The organism is Brevibacterium aurantiacum, from assembly GCF_007558825.1.
In the GTDB taxonomy this organism is placed as follows: Bacteria; Actinomycetota; Actinomycetes; order Actinomycetales; family Brevibacteriaceae; genus Brevibacterium; species Brevibacterium aurantiacum_A.
The window spans coordinates 20,333-39,662 of the sequence record NZ_VLTK01000020.1 but is presented as its reverse complement, the minus strand read 5'-3'; the positions used below and the strand labels follow the sequence as shown (position 1 = coordinate 39,662).

Here is a 19,330-nt window from a genome sequence, read left to right as displayed (position 1 = left end):
GCAGAAGAGCCCGGCCGTTGCTTGACAATGAATATAACGGGGGATTCAAACCGACGGCTCCGTGGAGGAGTTCACTGAGGGGTGCGGATTCCCATGAACCAGGGCGTCCGGCAGTGAAGGCGTGTGGATCTTCGAGGTTTGCCGCTGTGGCTCGGAGCGCTGTTGCAAGGAAGTCGGCGAAGCCGACGGTGCCATGCCTGGGGTGTTCGAGTCGCGCGGCGGCGGTCAGTGTTTTAACTGCCTGATTCCAGTGCCGGTCATATTCAGCCTTGTAAGCCGAGTCATTGTCCTGTGTCATGATCCGAGTTCCTTTCCTTTCAGGGCCAGGATCTTATCGGGAGGGAAGCCTAACCAGTGGTCACCGTCTTCATCTCCACTCAACCGTCGAGTGGGACTTGGTCCCCGTATTTCTCTTCGAGGATTGGCCAGACGAGGGATTCGAGGAGTTCCTGCTTTTTCATGTCTTCCATCTCGACCGCGTAGTCAAGGAGTCGGCCTTGGCTTTTGTTGTAGCGAAAGCTAGTGCCTGGTCCCTTCGTGCCTGTCTTTGCTCGTTGCCTATGCATAGGGAGGTCAGGGCGGGCGAGGGTCACCTCAGTAGGCGTCGATTGCTCAGGCACCGGAGTTGGGTTCTCTGCTGCGGCACCTGCGAATTGCTCGACAGCCTTGGGGTCAATGTCACGGCTGCGGCGGCTGATCTTCGTCATTGGTCGTCTCCAAGCATCTCGTTTGTTAGGACTTGCATGGCGGCTTTGGCTTTTCCGGGGATCTCCACCACTCCCCTGCCTTCCGATCGGGCTTTGTCCCAAGCTTTGGCCGTGACTAGGACCGTACTTGCAAGACGGAATTCCGGGTACTCGGAGAGGTAGGCTTTCGCGTCTTCGACTTCGCTGGCCTTGCCTTGTGGTGAAACTCGGTTGAGGACAACGAGGACGTCCAGGTCCGGGTTGAGATCTCGGGCTGCCGCGACAGATGTCGAGAGACGGTCGATGCTGTCTAGGTCGGCCTGTTGTCCTGATGTTGGTGCGACGAGGAGGTCGCTGGCAACGGCGGCAGTACGCAGTTCGGTGGTGTCCCCGTCTTTGACGTCGACGATGTCGTGGTCGTACTGCCCTACGAGGCTCTGGATGAATCGGACGAGGTTGTCCTCTCCGCTAACGACGAGAAGCAGGGGAGACCTGCGTTGACGCGATCATCGACCCAGAGTCGAGAGGTGCCGAGCGTGCGGACGGCGTCGACGACTGCGACAGTGACGCCTCGGCCCTGAAGCTCGGTTGCGAAGCTCATGGCGAGTATGGATTTACCGCCTTTGCCTTCAGCAAGAGTAGTAGTCATCATCGAACATCTGTGGATGCGCCATGGGCCCACCCTATTCACGGAAACGGCGACTGGCTAGAGGGAGTTCTCTTCCGGAGCTCGACAGCTCGGAGATCGGACTCATACCCGCCGTGCATTATTACATGCTAATAAAACCTTGGACAGTGCAACAGACGTCTTCGTAGGCTGAAGCCATTCATTTCGCCGAGCACACGGAAGTGCGCGGGAAATATGACAGCAGGGGGCATCGTGAAGAAGCGCTATTCACCGGACATAGCCGAACCTTAAACACCTCGGACTCCCTCGCCTCTTCCCCCGGGGCACCCTCCACAGCTACCGACCATATCGACATGGCGCTGGCACACGAATGCCCTGACAAACACGACACCGACTCATGACTGCACGCCGAAAGAGGAAACGATGACAGTGAACAGCGAAAACCACACCACAGCTCCGCCCACGCGGCGAAGGTTCTTAGGCAGCCTCCGAGAGTTCGGTCCCGGAATCATCGCCGTCCTCGCCATGATGGGAGCCGGTGACCTGGTCACAGCCTCCGTGTCGGGGTCGAATTACGGCTACAGCCTGATGTGGCTGCTGGTCGCCTCTCTTCTCATCAGGTTCGTCATCGTCAACATCATGGGCAGATATCAGGTTCTCAACATCAAGAACCAGACGATCGTCGAAGGCTATAACGATGTGTCGAGGTTCTATCCATGGGCGATCGGCATTGCAGCACTCATCAGCGGCCACCTTCTCAATGGCTACATGATCAAGGGCGCAGGTGAGGCGGTCGCTAAAATCGTCACTGTCGGCAACCCGTTCCTGTGGTCGTGCATTCTCGTCGTGGTCAGCATCTTCGTCATCGGCCGCAACGTCTACAACACCATCGAAAAGGGCATGAAGCTCCTGCTGGCAATGATGACGGTGGTCTTCCTCGGGCTGGCAATCTACTCGGTCCCCGATGTCGGCGAGCTCGTCCAGGGAACCATCGGCTTCGGAATCCCGGCCAACACCGGCGCGTTCGGCGTCTTCGCCGTGGCCTTGTCCCTCATCGGTGCAGTAGCGGGTTCGATGGCGAACTTCCTCTACCCCTATTACGTCCGGGACAAAGGATGGAAGGGCATTGCCTTCAAGAAGCTGCAGCGCAATGACATCCTCTTCGGCATCTCCGCGGCCATCGTCATCAGCCTTTCCATCTGGGTGGTGGGTGCCGAGATCCTCAGGCCCCAGGGAATCCAGGTCTCAAGCCTGGATGACATCTCTCAAGCCCTGACCACTCATCTCGGAGCCTTCGGCGGAGTCATCTTCTACTTGGGTGCTTTCGGCATTCTCTACAGCAGCGTCATCGGCTTCGCCAACGGCTTCCCGAAGGTGATCATCGACTGCCTGCACATCATCCTCCCCTCAAGGCGCGAACAGTACGGCACCAAGTTCGAAGATGATCCGCTGTTCAAATGGTTCAGCCTCTTCATCCTCATCTCCCCCATCCTGTGGTCCGTGCCTGGGATGCCGGGATTTGTGGAAATGGCTGTGTTCGTCACCGGGCTGCAGGCCATCATCGTCCCGCTCGTGGCCATCGGGCTGCTGATCCTGGCGAACAAGACGAGCCATTTCGGCAAGCACAAGGCCAATCTGTTCGAGAACATCATCCTGGTGGCGACGACACTTCTCACCATCTGGGTGACCATTCAGGTGTTCGTCGGCTGGTTCGCTGGGTGACGCCTGGTTCGCCGGTTGACGCTGAGACAGGACGACTTCGCGCCCCCATGCATTCCTACTTCATCACTCCGAGCACTTCATTGAGTGCCTCGGTCGCCGAGGGGTGGGTGTAGATCGTGTCGCGCAGCTCGGTGGCGGTGACGTCGTGGCGCATCGCCAGGGCCACGGTGTTGATGACCTCTTGTGAGTGCACGTGCACGAGTGCGGCACCGAGGATGCGGTCCGTCTTCGCGTCGACGACGAATTTGACGATGCCGCGGGGGTCGCCCTCGATCTTCGCGCGGGGTGCTGCTGCTATATCAGCCATCGCCTTCGCTCCGACCTTGATCTCATAGCCCTGTTCGCGCGCGTCTTTCTCACTCAGGCCGACACGGGCCACGGGTGGGGTGAGGAACATCGTGTACGGCACGGATCCGCGGTCCCTCGTCGACCGCTTGCCCTCACCGAGCAGCTGGTCTGCCAGGATGCGGTTGTCGTCGAGGGAGATGTAGGTGAACATCGGCCCGCCGTTGACATCGCCGAACGCGTACACACCCTCGGCTGAGGCACGCAGGTGCTGGTCAACGGTGATGAAACCGCGTTCGTTCGTCTCGATACCGGCCTTGTCGAGGCCCAGGTCCGTGGTGGCGGGCTTGCGACCGACGGCCAGGAGGACCGCCTCGGCGTCGATGGTCTTCGTCTCTCCATCGATCTCGTAGCTGACGGTCGCGGACTCGGTGCCGTCGCTGACTGCGGTCACCGAGGCATTGTTGATGATGGTGATCCCATCATCGGCCAGCGCCGCGGCGACTACCTCGGCGACGTCGTCGTCCTCGTTGGCCAGTGGGCGGGGCCCGTGGTCGAGGACGGTGACCTGTGACCCGAAGTGGGTGAACATCGAGCCGAATTCGAGGCCGATGTAGCCGCCGCCGACGATGACGAGGCGCTTGGGGAACGGGGTGACGTGCTGCAATGACTCCGAATCGTGGATGCGCCCGCCCAGCTTGGCACCGTCGATCGGTGGGATGTTTGCAACCGAGCCGGTGTTGACGACGACGGTGTCGGCGGTGATCGTCATGGTGTCGGTGCCGCCGGTGACGAGGACTTCGCGTTCACCTGTGAACTCGGCTCGGCCGGAGACCAGGAGGACCGAGTCAAGATCGTCGAGCATGGAGAGGTTCTTCTTCCGCATCGCCCCGGTCAGGGTATCGCGACGCTTCACGGCCTTGGCGAAGTACTCGGCGACGTCATCGGAGTCGCGCTTGTTCTCTGCATCGTGGACGAGGATCTTCGTCGGGATGCACGCGATGTTGATGCAGGAACCACCGATCATGGCATCGGAGCGCTCAACGACGGCGACACGCTTACCCGCCCTGGCCATGGTTCCCGCGAGCGTCTTTCCGCCCTTGCCCCACCCGATGACGAGGAGGTCCACGTGTTCGCTCTGATCGACTTCACTGTTGTGCTCGGCCATGATGGGTTCCTTCCAGCTGACAGTTCGGTCCTGCCAGCCTACTCCGAGGACCTCGCCATCAGATGTCGCCGAGGTGGGTCGATGTCAGGGCCATCGAGCTGGGGTTGCCCCTGGTGGAGTTCATCGTGAAGCTGGCCTTCCACGGAAGATAGCGGTCGTCCGAGGATTCGATCAGTTCGCCGGCGCTTGTGAACGCGCGCCGGCGGACCCGCAGCAGCGGCGTGCCGACCGGAACCTCGAGCAGTGCGGCGTCGTCATCGTTGGCGCCGATCGCGTCGATGGTCCGTGAGGTTCGGCTGATGTCGACGCCCTGGTCGATGAGTTCCTGGTAGATCGAACCTGAGTCGGTGTCGAAGGCAAGCACGTGGCGCCCGACCTCGAGGGGATAGTTCAAACGCTCGACCATGGTGGGCACATCATCCATGAGACGGAGCCGGAACACGGAGACGACCGGATCACCGTCGGGGATGCGCAGGCTCGCCGCCAGGGACTTCTCGGCGGGCCTGCGAGTGACCCACTGTGTGCGCTGACCCGGGACGATATCGGCGTTGTGGCACCACTGGGAGAACGAGATGATGTCGTCGAAGGACTGAGTGGGCACATTGTCGAGGACAACCGTCCGGCGCCCTCTCCCGGAGGAGATCAGCCCTTCGGTCCGCAGGGTCGACATCGCCTGTCGAACCGGGCCGCGGGAGCTGGTGAACTTCCGGGTGAGCTCTGCCTCGGAGGGAAGTTCGTCCCCGGGCTGAAAGTAGCCTTCACGAATCGCCGTTCGCAGGTAGTGTGCGATCTCGTCGTGCTGCTGTCGCGTGTGCTGCTGAGTCATGTGTGCTGGTCTCGTCGGGGTCGGGGATGGGGACACGTGCTTCCAACTGTGCTGCTGTTCGAGCGGGGCTCTCCTCTACTTCCTATTCCTGCCGAATGAACCGAGAGTGCTCCTCGGGATCTTCGACATCACGTTCAGATGAACAATCATCAAACTTGTACATACATGTAGTCATCGTACGGCAGAAAGCGACCAAGATGGGGGAATGTCGAAATCAGATCTCATCATCGTAGGCTCCGGAATCCTGGGCCTGGCCACCGCATTCCGCGCACACCAGCAGGGCCGCAGGGTCCATGTCATCGACCGCTCGGCTCGCCCTGTGGGCTCATCCATCCAGAACTTCGGACACGCGTGCTTCACCGGACAGGCAGACGCAGCCCAGGACCTGGCCATGAAGTCTCGTGCCGGCTGGCGAGAGGTCGCCGCCGCGACCGGAATCTGGGCCGCAGAGACCGGTTCCTTCATCCCCGCCATGACCGAACCCGAGCTTCTGATCCTCCAGGAGTTCGCCGATCACCGTGGTCCGGATCAGGCAACGATGCTCAGCGCCGAGGAGGTGGCTGCGGCCATCGGGAACCCGAGCCTGGGCGCGATCGGCGGGGCGCACCTGCCCCTGGACATGCGGGTCGACCCGCGCGAGGCCGCCCCCGCAATCGCCGACTGGTTGGCCCGTGAAGGTGTCGGTTTCACCTGGAACACCACCGTCACCGAGGTGGCCGGCGGCACCGTGTCCACCAACCGGGGCGATGTCCACGGTGAGCAGGTCGTCGTCTGTCCCGGCTATCAGCTGACCTCCCTGTTCCCCAGGATCGCCGAGACACATGGGGTGCGCATCTGCTCCCTCGTCATGTCCCTGATCGAGCGACCGCAGCAGACCCCCACCGGGTTCGCCATGCTCACGGGCACCTCACTGGCCCGCTACGACGGGTTCGCTGCCATGCCCGGGGCATCGGCTCTGCGCAAGGATCTCGCCCAGCAGGAACCCGAGCTCGTCGATGTCATCGCCAACCTCATGGTCACCGACATCGCCGACGGACTGCTCATCGGCGACTCCCACGCCTACGACCTCAGCCCCGAACCCTTCATCGACGAGCGCGTCGCGGACCTCCTCCTGAACCGCGCCACCAACATTCTCGGCATCGACGCGCCGGTCGTTCGCCAGCGGTGGCTCGGCCGGTATGCGGACAGCACCGAGACGAACCTGATCCTCGAGCGCCCTGATGAGCAGACGACGGTCGCTGTGGTCACCTCGGGCATCGGGATGACCCTGTCCTTCGGGATCGCGGACCGCATCCTCGGTGGGGAAACAGTCGCGACGGGGACGAGACCTGCGCCGCATTCATCTCCCCTCACCCCAACCGCCGGTGAAGTTGTCATGTCCGATCGGTGAACAGGCACGAATTGTATAGACATGTTGTTTCGAGTTGTCGAAGAATGGCACCAAGCGATCACCCCGACCACTCGAAAGGCAGGCCGCACATGGCCCTGTTCCCACGTTTCCGTTCCCGCACCGTCCGCTCTCTCACGGCCGCAGCACTCGCTCTCCCACTGCTCGCCGCCTGCGGCTCCTCCGGCGACGACGGCGACACCATCACCTTCGCAGCAGTCCCAGCCGAATCCTCCTCCACACTGGAGTCGACCTTCGAGAACGTCACCGCTCTGCTCGAGGAGGAGACCGGCAAGAAGGTCGAGTTCCAGAATGCCTCCGACTACGCGGCCGTGATCGAGGGGATGCGCGCAGGCCAGATCGATGCCGCCTCATTCGGCCCGTTCGCCTATGTCATCGCCAAGGACTCAGGCATCGACATGGAGCCGGCAGCCGCTCCGACCCACGACGCAGACAAGGCCCCGGCCTACACATCTCTGGCCTACGTCAAGAAGGGCTCGGACATCAAAGGCCTGAAGGACCTCAAGGGCAAGAACGTCTGCTTCGTCGACAAGGCCTCCACCTCCGGTTACCTCGTCCCGATGAAGGGGATCATGGACGAGGGCCTCGATATGGAGCAGGACATGAAGCAGATTCTGACCGGCGGTCATGACGCCTCGCTGTTGTCCCTGGACTCCGGAGAATGCGATGCGGCCTTCGCCCACGACACCATGCTGGGAACCCTCGAAGAGTCCGAGCAGGTGAAGGCGGGCAGCCTGGAACCGGTGTGGGAGTCCGATCCCATCACTGAGGACCCGATCGCCGTCAACAACGAATCCCTCGATCCTGAACTGGCCAAGCAGATCACGACCGTCCTGCGCGATAAGGCAAACATTCCGGCCATGGTCGATGCCGGCATCTGCTCCTCCGAGGACGACTGCGTCCTGCCCGAGGAGATCGAATACGGCTATAAGCCTGTCGACGACTCCGACTTCGACTCCATCCGAGACATCTGCGACGCCACCCAGGCAGACGCCTGCAAGAACGTCGGCTAGGAGAGACGCCCATGAGCAATCATCGAAATACCAGCAGCGCTAAGACCGCTGAACTTCAGCGAGAGATCGACGATATCTACGCCGTCCAACTCGACCACGTGACCAAGGACTTCGGCGGCGGAGTCCTCGGGCTCGACGACGTCAACATCGGATTCCGTGCCGGCAGGGTCACAGTCCTGCTCGGGCTGTCCGGCTCGGGGAAGTCGACGCTCCTGCGTCACATCAACGGCCTGCACACCCCCACCTCGGGAACGGTGCGAGTCCTGGGCCAAGACCTGAATTCGACAGGGAAGCGCGGACTGCGGGAGCTGCGCCGGAACATCGGCGTGATCTTCCAGTCCTTCAACCTCGTCGGTCCGATGTCCGTGCTGGAGAACGTCTGCGCCGGGCAGCTCGGCTCGCTCAAGGGGCCGCGCATCTCGCTGATGATGTACCCGAAGTCCGTGCGACGAGAGGCCATCGAGAAGCTCGACCGTGTCGGTCTTGCCGATCGTGCCTACCAGCGCGCGGACACTCTCTCCGGAGGTCAGCAGCAGCGCGTGGCCATCGCCCGCGCACTCATGCAGCACCCCACAGTGCTGTTGGCCGATGAACCGGTGGCCTCGCTGGATCCGGTCTCAGCCCTCGACGTGATCAACCTGCTGCGACAGATCGCCGAAGAAGACAAGCTCACCGTCATCGCCTCACTCCACCAGGTCCAGTTGGCCATCGAGTTCGCAGATCGGATCATCGGTCTGCGCACCGGGCAGGCGGTCCTCGATCGCGCGACTGAGGGTCTCAGCGCCGAAGAGGCGTCGACGATCTATTCGAGCGTCTCCGGAATGGACCTCGCCGAGGCTGCGGTCGGTTACCGAGCAGAGGCCGAGTCCTCGTCCGCTTCGTCAGACCCGACGATCACATCACCTAGAGTCAGCGCCTCACATCATGTCAGCGCATTGCGCCCCGCGGCCGCGTCAGGTGTGACTCGCTGATGCCCACGCTCGTCGAGACCTCGCCCGAGGCTCCGGCGCCGCCGGCGCGTCCGCGTCCGACCGGGCACGGCATCGCCGCCGCCCTCGTGATGATCGTCCTGATCATCGGAGGCGTGTGGTCGATCGGTTCTCTCGGCATCGATCTGGGCACCATCGTCGACTCCGTCGACAATGCGGGACGTTTCCTTGCCCGCGTGTTCCCTCTCGACTTCCCGCCTGTGTCAGAGATTCTGTCGCTGGTGTTCGAGACCTTGGCCATCGTCTTCCTCGCCACGCTGCTCTCTGTCGCACTCTCCATTCCGGTGTCTCTGGCCGCCGCCGGGCCGACCCGGTGGGGAGTCACCTCGCAGTGGGTCGCACGCGCTCTGACCGTGCTGGCTCGGGCAATCCCCGATCTGGTGCTCGCGATCATCTTCCTGCGCATGTTCGGCCTCGGAGCCACCGCCGGAATCATCGCCATGGGCATCCACTCGGTCGGCATGATCGCCAAGCTCTACGCCGATTCAATCGAGGAACTCGACGATGGCCCACGTGAGTCGATGGAGTCCCTCGGCGCCGGCCGTGCTCAGCAGATCATGGCGGCCATTCCACAGACGCTGATGCCGCAGCTCATCGCGACGGCGCTGCACCGGTTCGACATCAATCTGCGCACCTCGGTGCTTCTGGGCTACGTCGGCGTGGGCGGCATCGGGTTGGCGATCGCCGATTCCCTGCGGACGCTTGACTATCAGCGAGGCATGGCACTGGCCGTGCTGGTCCTGCTGCTGTGCATCGGCATCGAGCTGCTCTCGGGAGCTATCCGGGCAGCGCTGATGAGATCGGCCGGACAGAGGATCACCGGCGGCACCTGGGTCGATCGCCTGTTCAACCGTGGTCGCGAATCGGGTGTCAACGATCTCCATCTGACTCCGCCGTGGAGTTCGGCCCGGTTCAAGCGCTTCCTCTCGATTGCGCTCATTGTGATCTTCACTCTTGCGGCCCTGTGGCGCGTGGATGTGTCCTGGTCAGCACTCCTGCAGGGGCTTCTCGACTTGCCGAAGACCCTGGCGCTGTTCTTCCCGCCATCGACTGGCGGGACCATGTCCAACCTCGTCGAAGCACTGCTGGTGACTATCCAGATCTCGCTCGCGGCAACCCTCATCGGCGCTGTCCTCGCGATACCGATCGGCATCCTCGCCGCCCGCAACGCCGTGGCGAATGCCTATGTGCACCAGACATTCAGGGTGATCATCGTGATAGTGCGCGGCATTCCCGAGCTCATTCTCGCGATCATCTTCGTCGTCATCTCCGGCCTGGGTGAGGTCGCCGGCACCTTGGCTCTGTCCATCGGCGCGATCGGCCTGCTCTCGAAGCTCATCGCCGATTCGCTCGAGGAGACGGACACTCAGGTGCAAGAGGCAATGCGCGCGACCGGCGCCAGCGAGGCACAGGTGTTCTTCTCGGCCACGCTGCGCCAGGCGGCACCGGCTTTCGTCGCTCACACGATGTACCTACTCGACAACAACATCCGCTCAGCCACACTCCTCGGAGTCGTCGGGGCCGGAGGCATCGGATTCCTGCTGCTCAACGCTTCGCGGGTCAACCAGTTCGATGTGGTCACCATGGTGCTCATCCTCATGGTCGCTGTCGTCCTCGCAGTCGAGGCACTGTCGATGTGGCTGCGCCAGGCCGTCCGCTGACAGTCCCGTCATCTCACTCATCCCACCTGCACGCATTGATCCACCACAGACACGCATCGATCCACCACAGAAGGAGAAACACCATGATTGAACTCGCCGTATTCGACATGGCCGGCACCACCATCGACGACCGAGACGAGGTCTACCGCGTTCTGCGGGAGGCCACGGAACGCGAAGGTGCGAACTACACGGACGAGGTGTTCCAGAAGTGGATGGGCACTGAGAAGAAGTGGGCGATCGAAAATCTGCTCCGCCTCGGCGGGGTCGACGTCGATGACGATCTCCACGAGAAGACCTGGGAATGGTTCCGACAGGAACTGCGCCGCACCTATACCGACAATCCGCCGAAGCCTCTGCCCGGGATCGAGGAAGCACTGACGACTCTGCGCGAACAAGGCATCAAGGTCGCTCTGACGACCGGGTTCGCTCGGGAGATCGCCGATCTCATCTTCGCTTCTATGGGATGGGAGCAGGGCGAGACCTTCGACGCATCCGCCTGCGGCGACGAGGTCGAGGCAGGTCGGCCGGCACCCGACATGATCGAGAGGGTCATGAAGGAACTCGGCGCGGAGGACACGGCAGCGGTCGTCAGCGTCGGTGACACCTCGGCGGATGTGCAGTCGGCCTTGCGCGCCGGAGTCACCTCGATCGGTGTCCTCACCGGCCACCTGAGCCGGAAGGACTTCGCCGCCGAAGGTGCCCACCTCGTTCTCGATTCCGCCGCGGAGCTTCCCGACGCTCTGGCCGACCTGCCGTCTTCAGCCGCAATCTCAGCCGGGGTGAACCAGTGACGGCGCAGGTTCAATCGCGGGTTCAGTCACAGCCTCCGGTTCAGGCTTCCCCGGCCGACACCTCAGTGACGGCGAGGACCTCGGCGAATGTCGAAGTCGTCGCAGACACGGCCCAGGCCGTCGTCTGGCTCGGCGGGGATCAGTTCGAGACTCGGTCATTTGACCGTCCCGAACTTGCTGCGGGCGAGAGCCTCATCCGCCTGAGCACTGCCACTGTCTGCGGCTCAGACCGGCACACCGTGCGCGGGCGTCGCCCCGGAGCATGCCCCTCCGTGCTCGGCCACGAGGGTGTCGGTGTGGTCGAAGATTCGCGGGCGGGCCTCCCGCTCGGCCAGCGTGTGGTCTTCTCTGTCACCTCGGTGTGCGGGGAATGCGAGAACTGCAGGCGCGGACTCAGCGCAAAATGCGAGTCGGTAGCGAAGGTCGGTCACGAATCCACCGACAGCGGCTGGGCACTGTCCGGCACCTACGCCTCACACATCCACCTGCCCGCCGGCGTGGCAGCCGTCCCGGTGCCGGATTCGGTGCCCGACGCTGTGGCCTCCACAGCAGGGTGTGCCGTCGCCACCGTCATGGCGATGCTGGAGGCCGCCGGTGATCTGCGAGGCCGACGGGTCTTCGTCAACGGACTCGGAATGCTGGGGCTCACCGCAGTCGCAGCGGCCCAGTCCCGCGGCGCCGCCGAGGTGCTCGCCTTCGACCCTACGCCGCGGCGACAGGATCTTGCTCTATTCTCCGGGGCGAGCACGATCATGGAAGACGAAATGCCTGCGGATGTCGATGTTGCACTCGAACTCTCCGGCACCACCTCGGGCGTAGAGACCTGTGTGGCCAGCCTGGGAATCGGCGGTACCGCAGTTCTCGCCGGAAGCGTGAGCCCGGGACCGAACATCGAGATCAGCCCCGAACAGCTCGTGCGAGGTTGGCGCACCATCACGGGTGTGCACAACTTCGAACCCCACCACCTGCAGGAAGCCGTCGCCTTCCTGGCGACTGACGGCAGTGATATGCCGTGGGAGAACATCCTCGGCGGCCCGATCGAACTGGCAGAACTGGCTCAGGAGTTCGCAGAGCCAAGTCCGGGGCTGCGAACCGTGGTGCACATCGGCGGGTGAGAGGTGGTGCTTCCAGCAAGGTGAGAGGTGGGGGCGGCGGATACACTGCAGAACAGCAGCGGCACGAGACCCCGAAAGAAATCGAGCGAGCAATGCAGTTCACCCTAGCCCAGGTCACCGGCTTCATCGCTGTGGCCGAAAATCTCCACTTCGGACGCGCCGCTGAGGAACTCAATATGACTCAGCCGCCGTTGAGTCGGCAGATCCAGAAGCTCGAGAAGTCCATCGGTGTCCATCTTTTCGAACGCAACAATCGCACGGTGACCCTGACGCCAGCGGGCGAGGCCTTCCTCGCAGAGGCCTACGGCCTGCTTGCCTCTGTCGAACGCGCACCTCGGCGCGCGCAGAAGATCGCCGAGGGTTCGTGGGGGCAGATCACCATCGGCTGCACAGCGGTCTCGACATTCGGCGTCCTCGGCAGTTTGGTGTCCACACTGGCGCAGCGACTTCCAGGCGTCAGCGTCGAGATCGCCGAAATGGTCACTGCCGAGCAGATCAAGGCGCTGTCGGAAGGTCGGATCGATATCGGCCTGGGCCGGGTGGGCAGAATACCGGAGACCATCGACGCTGCCCTTGTTCTCTCGGAACAACTGGTCCTCGCAGTCCCATCGGATCACGAATTCGCTGCACGGGAGTCGATTGCGACGAAGGACATCTCCGGGCAGAGGCTGCTCATGCATGATGCCACGAAAGCTCGATACTTCTACGACCTCACCGTTCGCTACATTGATGTCGAGGCCAATGAGGTCGCCCATTCCCTCAGCCAGATTCTCACAATCGTCAATCTCGTGGCCGCTGGCCGAGGTATCGCCGTCGTCTCCGAATCCGCTGCGCGCCTCGGCGTGGAAGGCGTGACATACGTGCCGCTGCGAGGCGCCCCACGTGATGTCGTGGAGTTGCACGCGATCTGGAATCCCGAGTCGCGCAACCCCGCACTGAAGGAAGTCCTCAGCCTCATCCGCGACGAATAGAAGCGATACTTCTAGAGCATCAATGCATATATAAATAATCTTGGACAGGAATCACTCGGCGTTCCTACAGTGGGATCATCATCCCGACTAACAAGGACGTCATTCCGTGGCCAACTACCTGCCTCAAGAACTCGCCGACCACCTCAAGGACGGTCTCCTCTCCTTCCCCGCAACCGCCTTCACCTCCGACCTGACGATCGATGCCGATGCCTACACCGACCACATCGCCTGGCAGTCAAGTTTCGATGTCGCTGGGCTCTTCGCAGCCGGTGGTACCGGCGAGGGCTTCAGTCTCACCCCTGCTGAAGCCAAGGAAGTCGTCAGCTTGGCCGTCTCGACCTCCCGCCAGGAGGTGCCGGTGCTCGCTTCTGCCGGCGGGGCCACCGCTCAAGCTGTGCAGAATGCGATCGACGCTGAGGCGGTTGGTGCCGAAGGCCTCCTCGTCCTCCCGCCCTACCTCACCGAGTGCAGCCAAGACGGCCTCTTCGAACATGTGTCAGCCATCTGTGCGGCCACGAAAATCGGCGTCATCGTCTACAACCGAGCCAACGCCGTCTACTCACCTGAGACCGTCGAACGACTCGCCGACACCCATGAGAACTTCATCGGCTTCAAGGACGCCATCGGTGACATCGAACAGCTGACCAAGGTCTACGCCCGCACCGGCGACCGTCTCTTCTACCTCGGCGGCCTGCCCACAGCCGAGGTCTACGCCTTGCCTCTGCTCCAGCTCGGGATGAGCACCTATTCGTCGGCGATGTTCAACTTCGCGCCTGAGTTCGCCCTTGACTTCTACTCCGCGGTCCGTCGCCAGGATCGTGCTGCAGTCACGGAGAAGCTCAATTCATTCGTGCTTCCGTACTCGAAGATCCGAGATCGTGTCGCGGGCTACGGCGTCTCCATCGTCAAGGGCGGCCTCAAGGTCATCGGTCGAGACTGCGGCCCGGTCCGACCTCCCCTGCAGAACCTCACACAGACCGATCTACGGGATCTCGAACAGGTGCTGGCTGCTGCCGGAATTCAACTCGACCGCACTACCTCCGCGGTCGCCTGACCTGTACCAGACTGCAGGCACCAACGCACCAGAACCACCGATACAGCTGCACAACCACAGATCGGCGCCGATCGGCTTGAGCCGGTCGGCGCCGATATCGTTCAACCGAAAAGAGGTCACTCATGACGACTCAGCTCACCGACACGAAGACCACAACGAACACCGATGCGCCAATCTCAACCCCGCCAATCTCCGGCTCCTCGATCGTCGCCGGTACGAAGACTCCTGGAGAGGGCGGGACCGCACGCGCGGTCAATCCTGCGACCGGTGAGGAACTGGAACCCGAGTTCACGCTTCTGAGCGAGGAGCAGGTCTCTGCCGCCATCGCCAGGGCACACACAGCCTTCGCCTCCTACCGGAGCATCTCCCCCACACTCCGAGCGAAGTTCCTCACAGACATTGCGATGAACATCGAAGCCGCCGCGGACGTCATCGTCGAACGGGCAGGCCAGGAGACCGGACTTCCCGCCGGACGATTGAACGGAGAAATCACCAGGACGGCCAATCAGCTGCGCCTCTTCGCATCGGTCGTCCTCCTCGGCGATGCCCACGGTGTGCGCATTGATCCTGCGCTTCCGGATCGCGCACCGCTGCCTCGACCCGATATCCGTCAGCGTCAGGTGCCGCTGGGGCCGGTTGCCGTCTTCGGAGCCAGCAACTTCCCACTCGCGTTCTCCACGGCAGGCGGTGACACTGCTTCAGCACTGGCCGCCGGCTGCCCGGTCATCGTCAAGGCGCACAACGCTCACCCCGGCACCAACGAACTGGTCGGAGCAGCGATCTCCCGCGCCGTTGCCGACAATGATCTCAACCCCGGTGTCTTCTCGCTTGTCTACGGTTCCGGCGCGCAGGTCGGCCAGCAGCTGGCGGCCGATCCTCGGATCGCTGCAGTGGGATTCACCGGCTCCAGGACTGCGGGTCTGGCTCTGTCCGCCACCGCTGCCGCGCGGGCAGTGCCGGTCCCCGTGTATGCGGAGATGAGCTCGATCAACCCCGTCTTCGTGCTCCCCGGTGCGATCGCAGATGACGTCGCCGAGGTGGCCCGAGGGTTCTTCACGTCCGTGACCGGTTCTTCGGGTCAGTTGTGCACCTCCCCAGGGATTCTCTTCGTCCCCACTGGCGCTCGTGGAGATGCGCTGACCGCGCACATTGCGGAGGAGTTCTCGGAGGCAACGGGGCAGACGATGCTCACCCCGTCCATCGCCGAAGCTTGGCAGCGAGGTGTCGATCAGCTTGCGGCTCAACCCGGCGTCACGGCACTAGCACAGGGAGCCGACGGCAAGACTCTCAACGCCCCGGGCCCCGCCGTCTTCACCGTCTCGGTCAAGGACTTCACCTCGAACGCAGAGCTGCAGAATGAGATCTTCGGATCGGCCGCTCTCATCGTGCGCTACGAGACCACCGACCAGTTGGCACCTGTCGTCACGGAACTCGAAGGACAGCTGACCGCGACGCTGCAGATGAGCGAACTGGACAGCACAACTGCGCACGCATTGGTGTCAGAGCTCGAGCTCAAAGTCGGTCGGATCATCGTCAACGGCTGGCCGACCGGCGTCGATGTGGGTCATGCGATGATCCACGGCGGACCGTTCCCTGCGACTTCGGCTCCCCAGACCACCTCGGTGGGTGCCACCGCGATCGAGCGCTTCCTTCGGCCTGTTGCCTATCAGAACATTCCCGATGCGATTCTGCCGTCAGTTCTCCAGCAGTCGAATCCCTGGAGAATCGGTCGCGCCGTCGATGGCAGGTACACCCCCGGGCAGGGTGGGGACCAACAAGGGGACTCTCCTGCGAACGCAGCGAGCGAGTCCGTCTCCGAGGGAGTACGTCGTCGCCTCGGCGATCTCGGGTTCGACCTTCCCGAGGCGAATCCAGCCAGTTACAGCTACAAGACGGTCACCGTCGCGGGGGATCTCGCCTTCGTTTCGGGACAGATCGCCAAGCAGGGCGGTGAGGTTCCGGTCCAAGGTGTCGTCGGTGACGACCTGAGCGTCGAGGACGGTATCGCAGCGGCTCAGCTGTGCGCGGTCAACCTCATCGCTCAACTGGAAACGAACCTCGGTCTTGAGAACGTCGAGAGCATCGCCAAACTCAACGTCTATGTGGCCAGCCCAGCCGACTTCAGCAAGCATCCGATCGTCGCGGAGGGTGCGTCGAAGCTCCTCGTCGACGCACTTGGTGAAGCCGGCCGGCATGCAAGGACCGCACTGGGAGTTCCCCGCCTCCCTGCGAACTCACCGGTCGAGATCGAAGCAGTCATCAAACTCAAAGGCTGAGAGCACAACAGCACAGCGGCCCGGTCGATGTCACGACCGGGCCGCTTCATTTGTGCCTTGCTGCCTGGTGACAGATCCTCCCCGCATACTTTCAACGCAATAGGGCGGGCACTTCCTATTCGGAAGTGCCCGCCCTATTGTGCCTGCGAGGAGCCTGTCTCAGCGCTTCGAGAGGATATACGTGCGATCGTTGCCGACGTACCAGAGATCTTCTGTGCCGATCGCGACATCGCCATAGCGCCATGGAATCTCCGCTGCGCCGAAGGATCCGACCTGCAGCACGTGTTTGTACCCGGGCCGCAGTTCATTGGCGAACGATTCCTGCTTGCCCATGAGGTGTCCGACATTGCGCTTGCGGTACTCCGTGTTGAAGTCCACGTCCTCTCCGAGCATGCCGATTTCGACCATGCGCTCGAGGTGGGGTGCCAGGTAGTCCAAGGTCCCTTCGTGGACGTCTTCGCAGACTACCCCGGGCTTCAGCTGACCGATGATGCCCTCACGGACGACATCGAAGAAGAACTCATAGGCCTGTATCGCACCCTCGGTGCGCGGCAGGGAACGTGCCATGTCAGATGTCGCAACGGTGACACCGTCGAAGGTGATGCGCACACCGGCGTCAAGCTGAATGCACTTGGTGTCGTCGTTGATCGGGAAATCGACCGGAGGCCCGGGGAAGAGCATCCGGTTCGATGAATGCAGATTCGTGAAATAGGGCTCGATCGCGAAGGGAATCGCATTGTCCGTCCGGAACTCGACGATCTTATCGACGTAACGCGTATAGATGTCCAGCTCGGTGAATTCCTCGCCTGCCGCCAACGAGTCTTTGGCCCAGCTCAGCGCCTCCTCGATGGCGAAGACGCTACACCTGGCAGCGACGACCTGGAATCCCAGATCTTCGTGATCACGGATGTCCCGCCAGTGTCCGAGCGGAGTCGACAGTTCGCTCACGTTGGCACCTTCGGATTCCAGCTCCAGCACCAGTCCGGTCGGGATCCATTCTTCCTCGACGCCGATCTGAGTGCCGTGTGCAAGAGCCACGGCGCCGGCGCCGTACCCGGCGAACCGACCAACCGGAGTGCCTCCCACGCCATGAGCGGTTTCGGGTGCGAGCACATAGAGCTTTTCATCGTGTGCAGACCATAGGGCCAGCTGGTCCCCGCCCTGCCGAGCTCCGACGACTTCGCTGAAGTTCGGGGGTGCGGAGATGAGGACGGCATCGAGACTCTCGTTCGTCGCCAGAGACTGCAATGCCTCATAGCGCGTATCGGTCTCTGATTGGATCTCCTTGGCGAGACCCGAAAGATGGTCGACGTCCTGAATGACCCTCTTGGCGGTCTCGGCTCCGAGCCGGCGCCACTGTGCGAACCGTTCGAGCACAGCCTCGGTGTCAACCTCGTAGGCCACGACCGGAGTGGTCGGCTGCTTGTCGGCAACGACGTCGAGGCTCTTCGATAGAGCCGAGTAGTGCTTCATGACGACATCGGATGCAAGACCGATCTGTTCGCCATCAGCCAGCTCGCCCACCAGAGTTGTCAGTGAAGCAGATGCGGGGGTGTCGGCGACGATCCGCGGGTCGATTGTCACCCATGGCGCATAGAACCTCATTCGATCCTTCGGAACTCCGGCGGACAGCGCGTTTCCCTGTTCCTGCTGACGTACAAGCAGAACCTCACCCTCAGCGGTATCAGCGATGATCGGGGCGACCAGTGGGCTCGAATCAAGCCGAATCGCAGAGAACAGCAGACTCTTCTGGGCATTCAGTCCGAAGGAATCCGCCAGGCGCGTCTTGTCTGTTGTCAGTTTGATCATTGTGTATCCATCTCCATATGTGTTTCGTGAGACTCGCTCGTCTCCTGCGGTGCGAATGGCATCCGAAGTCGAATGGATTTCGGACGGTCGGCCATCCGTCAGGTGTGTTCGTCGGGCCGAGAAGGCTGGGCGGGCAGTCCGCTCAGCTGATTCCTGCCGTCACTCCGATGTGGGATTCGATTTCCGCGACATAGTGGGCGAAGTCTTCCGAGAACTTGTGCTCCTTCGCGCGCGGACGTTCGATGTCGATCTTGACGTCGGCGATGATGCGTCCGGGACGGTCGCCGACAACCACAACGCGGTCTCCCAACCACACCGCTTCGGAGATGCTGTGGGTGACGAAGAGGACACTGCAGCCCGTACGGCGCCAAATGCGTTGGATCTCGAAATTCATCGAATCGCGTGTCATGGCGTCGAGGGCACCGAAGGGCTCGTCCATGAGCAGGATCTCCGGACGCGAAACCAATGCCCGGCAGATGGCGACTCGCTGCTGCATGCCGCCGCTGAGTTCGTAGGAGTATCGGGTCGCCTTCTCCCCAAGTCCGACCATGTGCAGCAGTTCCATGGCATAGTCCTTGGACTCCGGAGTGACGGCATCACGAAACTCCAAGGGCAACAGCACGTTATCGAGGTTGTTGCGCCATGGCAGGAGCACCGGGCTCTGAAACACCATGCCGATATCCTTGAGAGCCTCGCTGATCTCGCGACCACGGATGAGGATCTCTCCCTCCGTGGCCTCTTGAAGTCCGGAGATGGTATTGAGCAGTGTGGTCTTTCCACTGCCTGACTGCCCGACGATCGAGACGAACTCTCCGGGGTTGACGTGGAAATCGAGATCTTTGAGGACCACGTTCTCCTGACCGTCTCGAGAGGTGTAGGTCTTACCGACGTTATTGACTGAGATCGCGTAATCAGCGGTCATGGTGGT

The 19,330-nt window shown here is 62.2% G+C and carries 15 protein-coding genes and 1 pseudogene; 10 read left to right on the top strand and 6 right to left on the bottom strand.

Going from position 1 to position 19,330, the window contains the following annotated elements; all coding sequences use genetic code 11:
* Both FO013_RS22695 and FO013_RS20780 read right to left on the bottom strand, forming a co-directional pair.
* Nucleotides 1–298, bottom strand: a pseudogene (locus tag FO013_RS22695) (hypothetical protein); the annotation flags it as partial.
* Between the two features lie 79 nt (nt 299–377).
* Entirely contained in the window at nt 378–707 is a 330-nt protein-coding gene (locus tag FO013_RS20780; protein ID WP_143924470.1) for a hypothetical protein, read from the bottom strand.
* Between the two features lie 1,030 nt (nt 708–1,737).
* Between FO013_RS20780 and FO013_RS20775 the strand changes: the two genes are divergently transcribed.
* Nucleotides 1,738–3,036, top strand: coding sequence for an Nramp family divalent metal transporter (locus FO013_RS20775; RefSeq protein ID WP_143924469.1), 1,299 nt, complete (start codon nt 1,738–1,740; stop codon nt 3,034–3,036).
* Nucleotides 3,037–3,091: 55 nt separating this feature from the next.
* Here FO013_RS20775 and FO013_RS20770 read toward each other — a convergent pair whose 3' ends face one another.
* Both FO013_RS20770 and FO013_RS20765 read right to left on the bottom strand, forming a co-directional pair.
* The gene (locus tag FO013_RS20770) at nt 3,092–4,489 is read right to left on the bottom strand and encodes an FAD-dependent oxidoreductase (protein WP_143924468.1); all 1,398 of its coding nucleotides are present in this window, start codon (nt 4,487–4,489) and stop codon (nt 3,092–3,094) included.
* 58 nt (nt 4,490–4,547) lie between these two features.
* Complete coding sequence (locus tag FO013_RS20765) at nt 4,548–5,315, bottom strand: GntR family transcriptional regulator (protein WP_143924467.1); 768 nt, start codon at nt 5,313–5,315, stop codon at nt 4,548–4,550.
* Nucleotides 5,316–5,520: 205 nt separating this feature from the next.
* Between FO013_RS20765 and FO013_RS20760 the strand changes: the two genes are divergently transcribed.
* From FO013_RS20760 to FO013_RS20720, 9 genes are all read left to right on the top strand, one after another.
* A complete protein-coding gene (locus FO013_RS20760; protein ID WP_143924466.1) occupies nt 5,521–6,705 on the top strand; it encodes a TIGR03364 family FAD-dependent oxidoreductase in 1,185 nt (394 codons plus the stop codon).
* Between the two features lie 44 nt (nt 6,706–6,749).
* Nucleotides 6,750–7,736 carry a phosphate/phosphite/phosphonate ABC transporter substrate-binding protein gene (locus FO013_RS20755; RefSeq protein ID WP_260848309.1) on the top strand — a complete coding sequence of 329 codons (987 nt, stop codon included), beginning with the start codon at nt 6,750–6,752 and terminating at the stop codon, nt 7,734–7,736.
* Between the two features lie 11 nt (nt 7,737–7,747).
* A complete protein-coding gene (phnC, locus tag FO013_RS20750; protein WP_260848308.1) occupies nt 7,748–8,707 on the top strand; it encodes a phosphonate ABC transporter ATP-binding protein in 960 nt (319 codons plus the stop codon).
* Nucleotides 8,707–10,386, top strand: coding sequence for a phosphonate ABC transporter, permease protein PhnE (gene phnE, locus FO013_RS20745; protein WP_143924465.1), 1,680 nt, complete (start codon nt 8,707–8,709; stop codon nt 10,384–10,386). Before phnC ends, phnE begins: the two co-directional genes overlap by 1 nt.
* A gap of 83 nt (nt 10,387–10,469) precedes the next feature.
* On the top strand, nt 10,470–11,177 hold the full coding sequence (locus FO013_RS20740; RefSeq protein ID WP_143924464.1) for a phosphonatase-like hydrolase: 708 nt from the start codon (nt 10,470–10,472) through the stop codon (nt 11,175–11,177).
* A complete protein-coding gene (locus tag FO013_RS20735; RefSeq protein WP_143924463.1) occupies nt 11,174–12,292 on the top strand; it encodes an alcohol dehydrogenase catalytic domain-containing protein in 1,119 nt (372 codons plus the stop codon). Before FO013_RS20740 ends, FO013_RS20735 begins: the two co-directional genes overlap by 4 nt.
* A gap of 92 nt (nt 12,293–12,384) precedes the next feature.
* On the top strand, nt 12,385–13,263 hold the full coding sequence (locus tag FO013_RS20730; RefSeq protein ID WP_143924462.1) for a LysR family transcriptional regulator: 879 nt from the start codon (nt 12,385–12,387) through the stop codon (nt 13,261–13,263).
* Nucleotides 13,264–13,369: 106 nt separating this feature from the next.
* On the top strand, nt 13,370–14,317 hold the full coding sequence (gene kdgD, locus FO013_RS20725) for a 5-dehydro-4-deoxyglucarate dehydratase (protein WP_143924461.1): 948 nt from the start codon (nt 13,370–13,372) through the stop codon (nt 14,315–14,317).
* A 122-nt stretch (nt 14,318–14,439) separates the two neighbouring features.
* The gene (locus FO013_RS20720; protein ID WP_143924460.1) at nt 14,440–16,593 is read left to right on the top strand and encodes an aldehyde dehydrogenase family protein; all 2,154 of its coding nucleotides are present in this window, start codon (nt 14,440–14,442) and stop codon (nt 16,591–16,593) included.
* Nucleotides 16,594–16,752: 159 nt separating this feature from the next.
* Here the strand turns inward: FO013_RS20720 and FO013_RS20715 are convergent, their stop codons facing one another.
* Together FO013_RS20715 and FO013_RS20710 are read right to left on the bottom strand one after the other, a co-directional pair.
* Entirely contained in the window at nt 16,753–18,402 is a 1,650-nt protein-coding gene (locus FO013_RS20715) for a M24 family metallopeptidase (protein WP_143924459.1), read from the bottom strand.
* Between the two features lie 142 nt (nt 18,403–18,544).
* Nucleotides 18,545–19,324 (bottom strand): ABC transporter ATP-binding protein, encoded by a 780-nt coding sequence (locus tag FO013_RS20710; protein ID WP_143924458.1) that lies wholly within the window; start codon nt 19,322–19,324, stop codon nt 18,545–18,547.
* Nucleotides 19,325–19,330 lie beyond the last annotated feature (6 nt).

Coding starts and splice junctions, on each gene's coding strand:
- FO013_RS20755 (WP_260848309.1), top strand. CDS start 6,750: ATGGCACCAAGCGATCACCCCGACCACTCGAAAGGCAGGCCGCACATG.
- FO013_RS20765 (WP_143924467.1), bottom strand. CDS start 5,315: ATGACTCAGCAGCACACGCGACAGCAGCACGACGAGATCGCACACTAC.
- phnC (WP_260848308.1), top strand. CDS start 7,748: ATGAGCAATCATCGAAATACCAGCAGCGCTAAGACCGCTGAACTTCAG.
- phnE (WP_143924465.1), top strand. CDS start 8,707: ATGCCCACGCTCGTCGAGACCTCGCCCGAGGCTCCGGCGCCGCCGGCG.
- FO013_RS20780 (WP_143924470.1), bottom strand. CDS start 707: ATGACGAAGATCAGCCGCCGCAGCCGTGACATTGACCCCAAGGCTGTC.
- FO013_RS20770 (WP_143924468.1), bottom strand. CDS start 4,489: ATGGCCGAGCACAACAGTGAAGTCGATCAGAGCGAACACGTGGACCTC.
- FO013_RS20740 (WP_143924464.1), top strand. CDS start 10,470: ATGATTGAACTCGCCGTATTCGACATGGCCGGCACCACCATCGACGAC.
- FO013_RS20715 (WP_143924459.1), bottom strand. CDS start 18,402: ATGATCAAACTGACAACAGACAAGACGCGCCTGGCGGATTCCTTCGGA.
- FO013_RS20710 (WP_143924458.1), bottom strand. CDS start 19,324: ATGACCGCTGATTACGCGATCTCAGTCAATAACGTCGGTAAGACCTAC.
- FO013_RS20775 (WP_143924469.1), top strand. CDS start 1,738: ATGACAGTGAACAGCGAAAACCACACCACAGCTCCGCCCACGCGGCGA.
- FO013_RS20720 (WP_143924460.1), top strand. CDS start 14,440: ATGACGACTCAGCTCACCGACACGAAGACCACAACGAACACCGATGCG.
- FO013_RS20760 (WP_143924466.1), top strand. CDS start 5,521: ATGTCGAAATCAGATCTCATCATCGTAGGCTCCGGAATCCTGGGCCTG.
- FO013_RS20730 (WP_143924462.1), top strand. CDS start 12,385: ATGCAGTTCACCCTAGCCCAGGTCACCGGCTTCATCGCTGTGGCCGAA.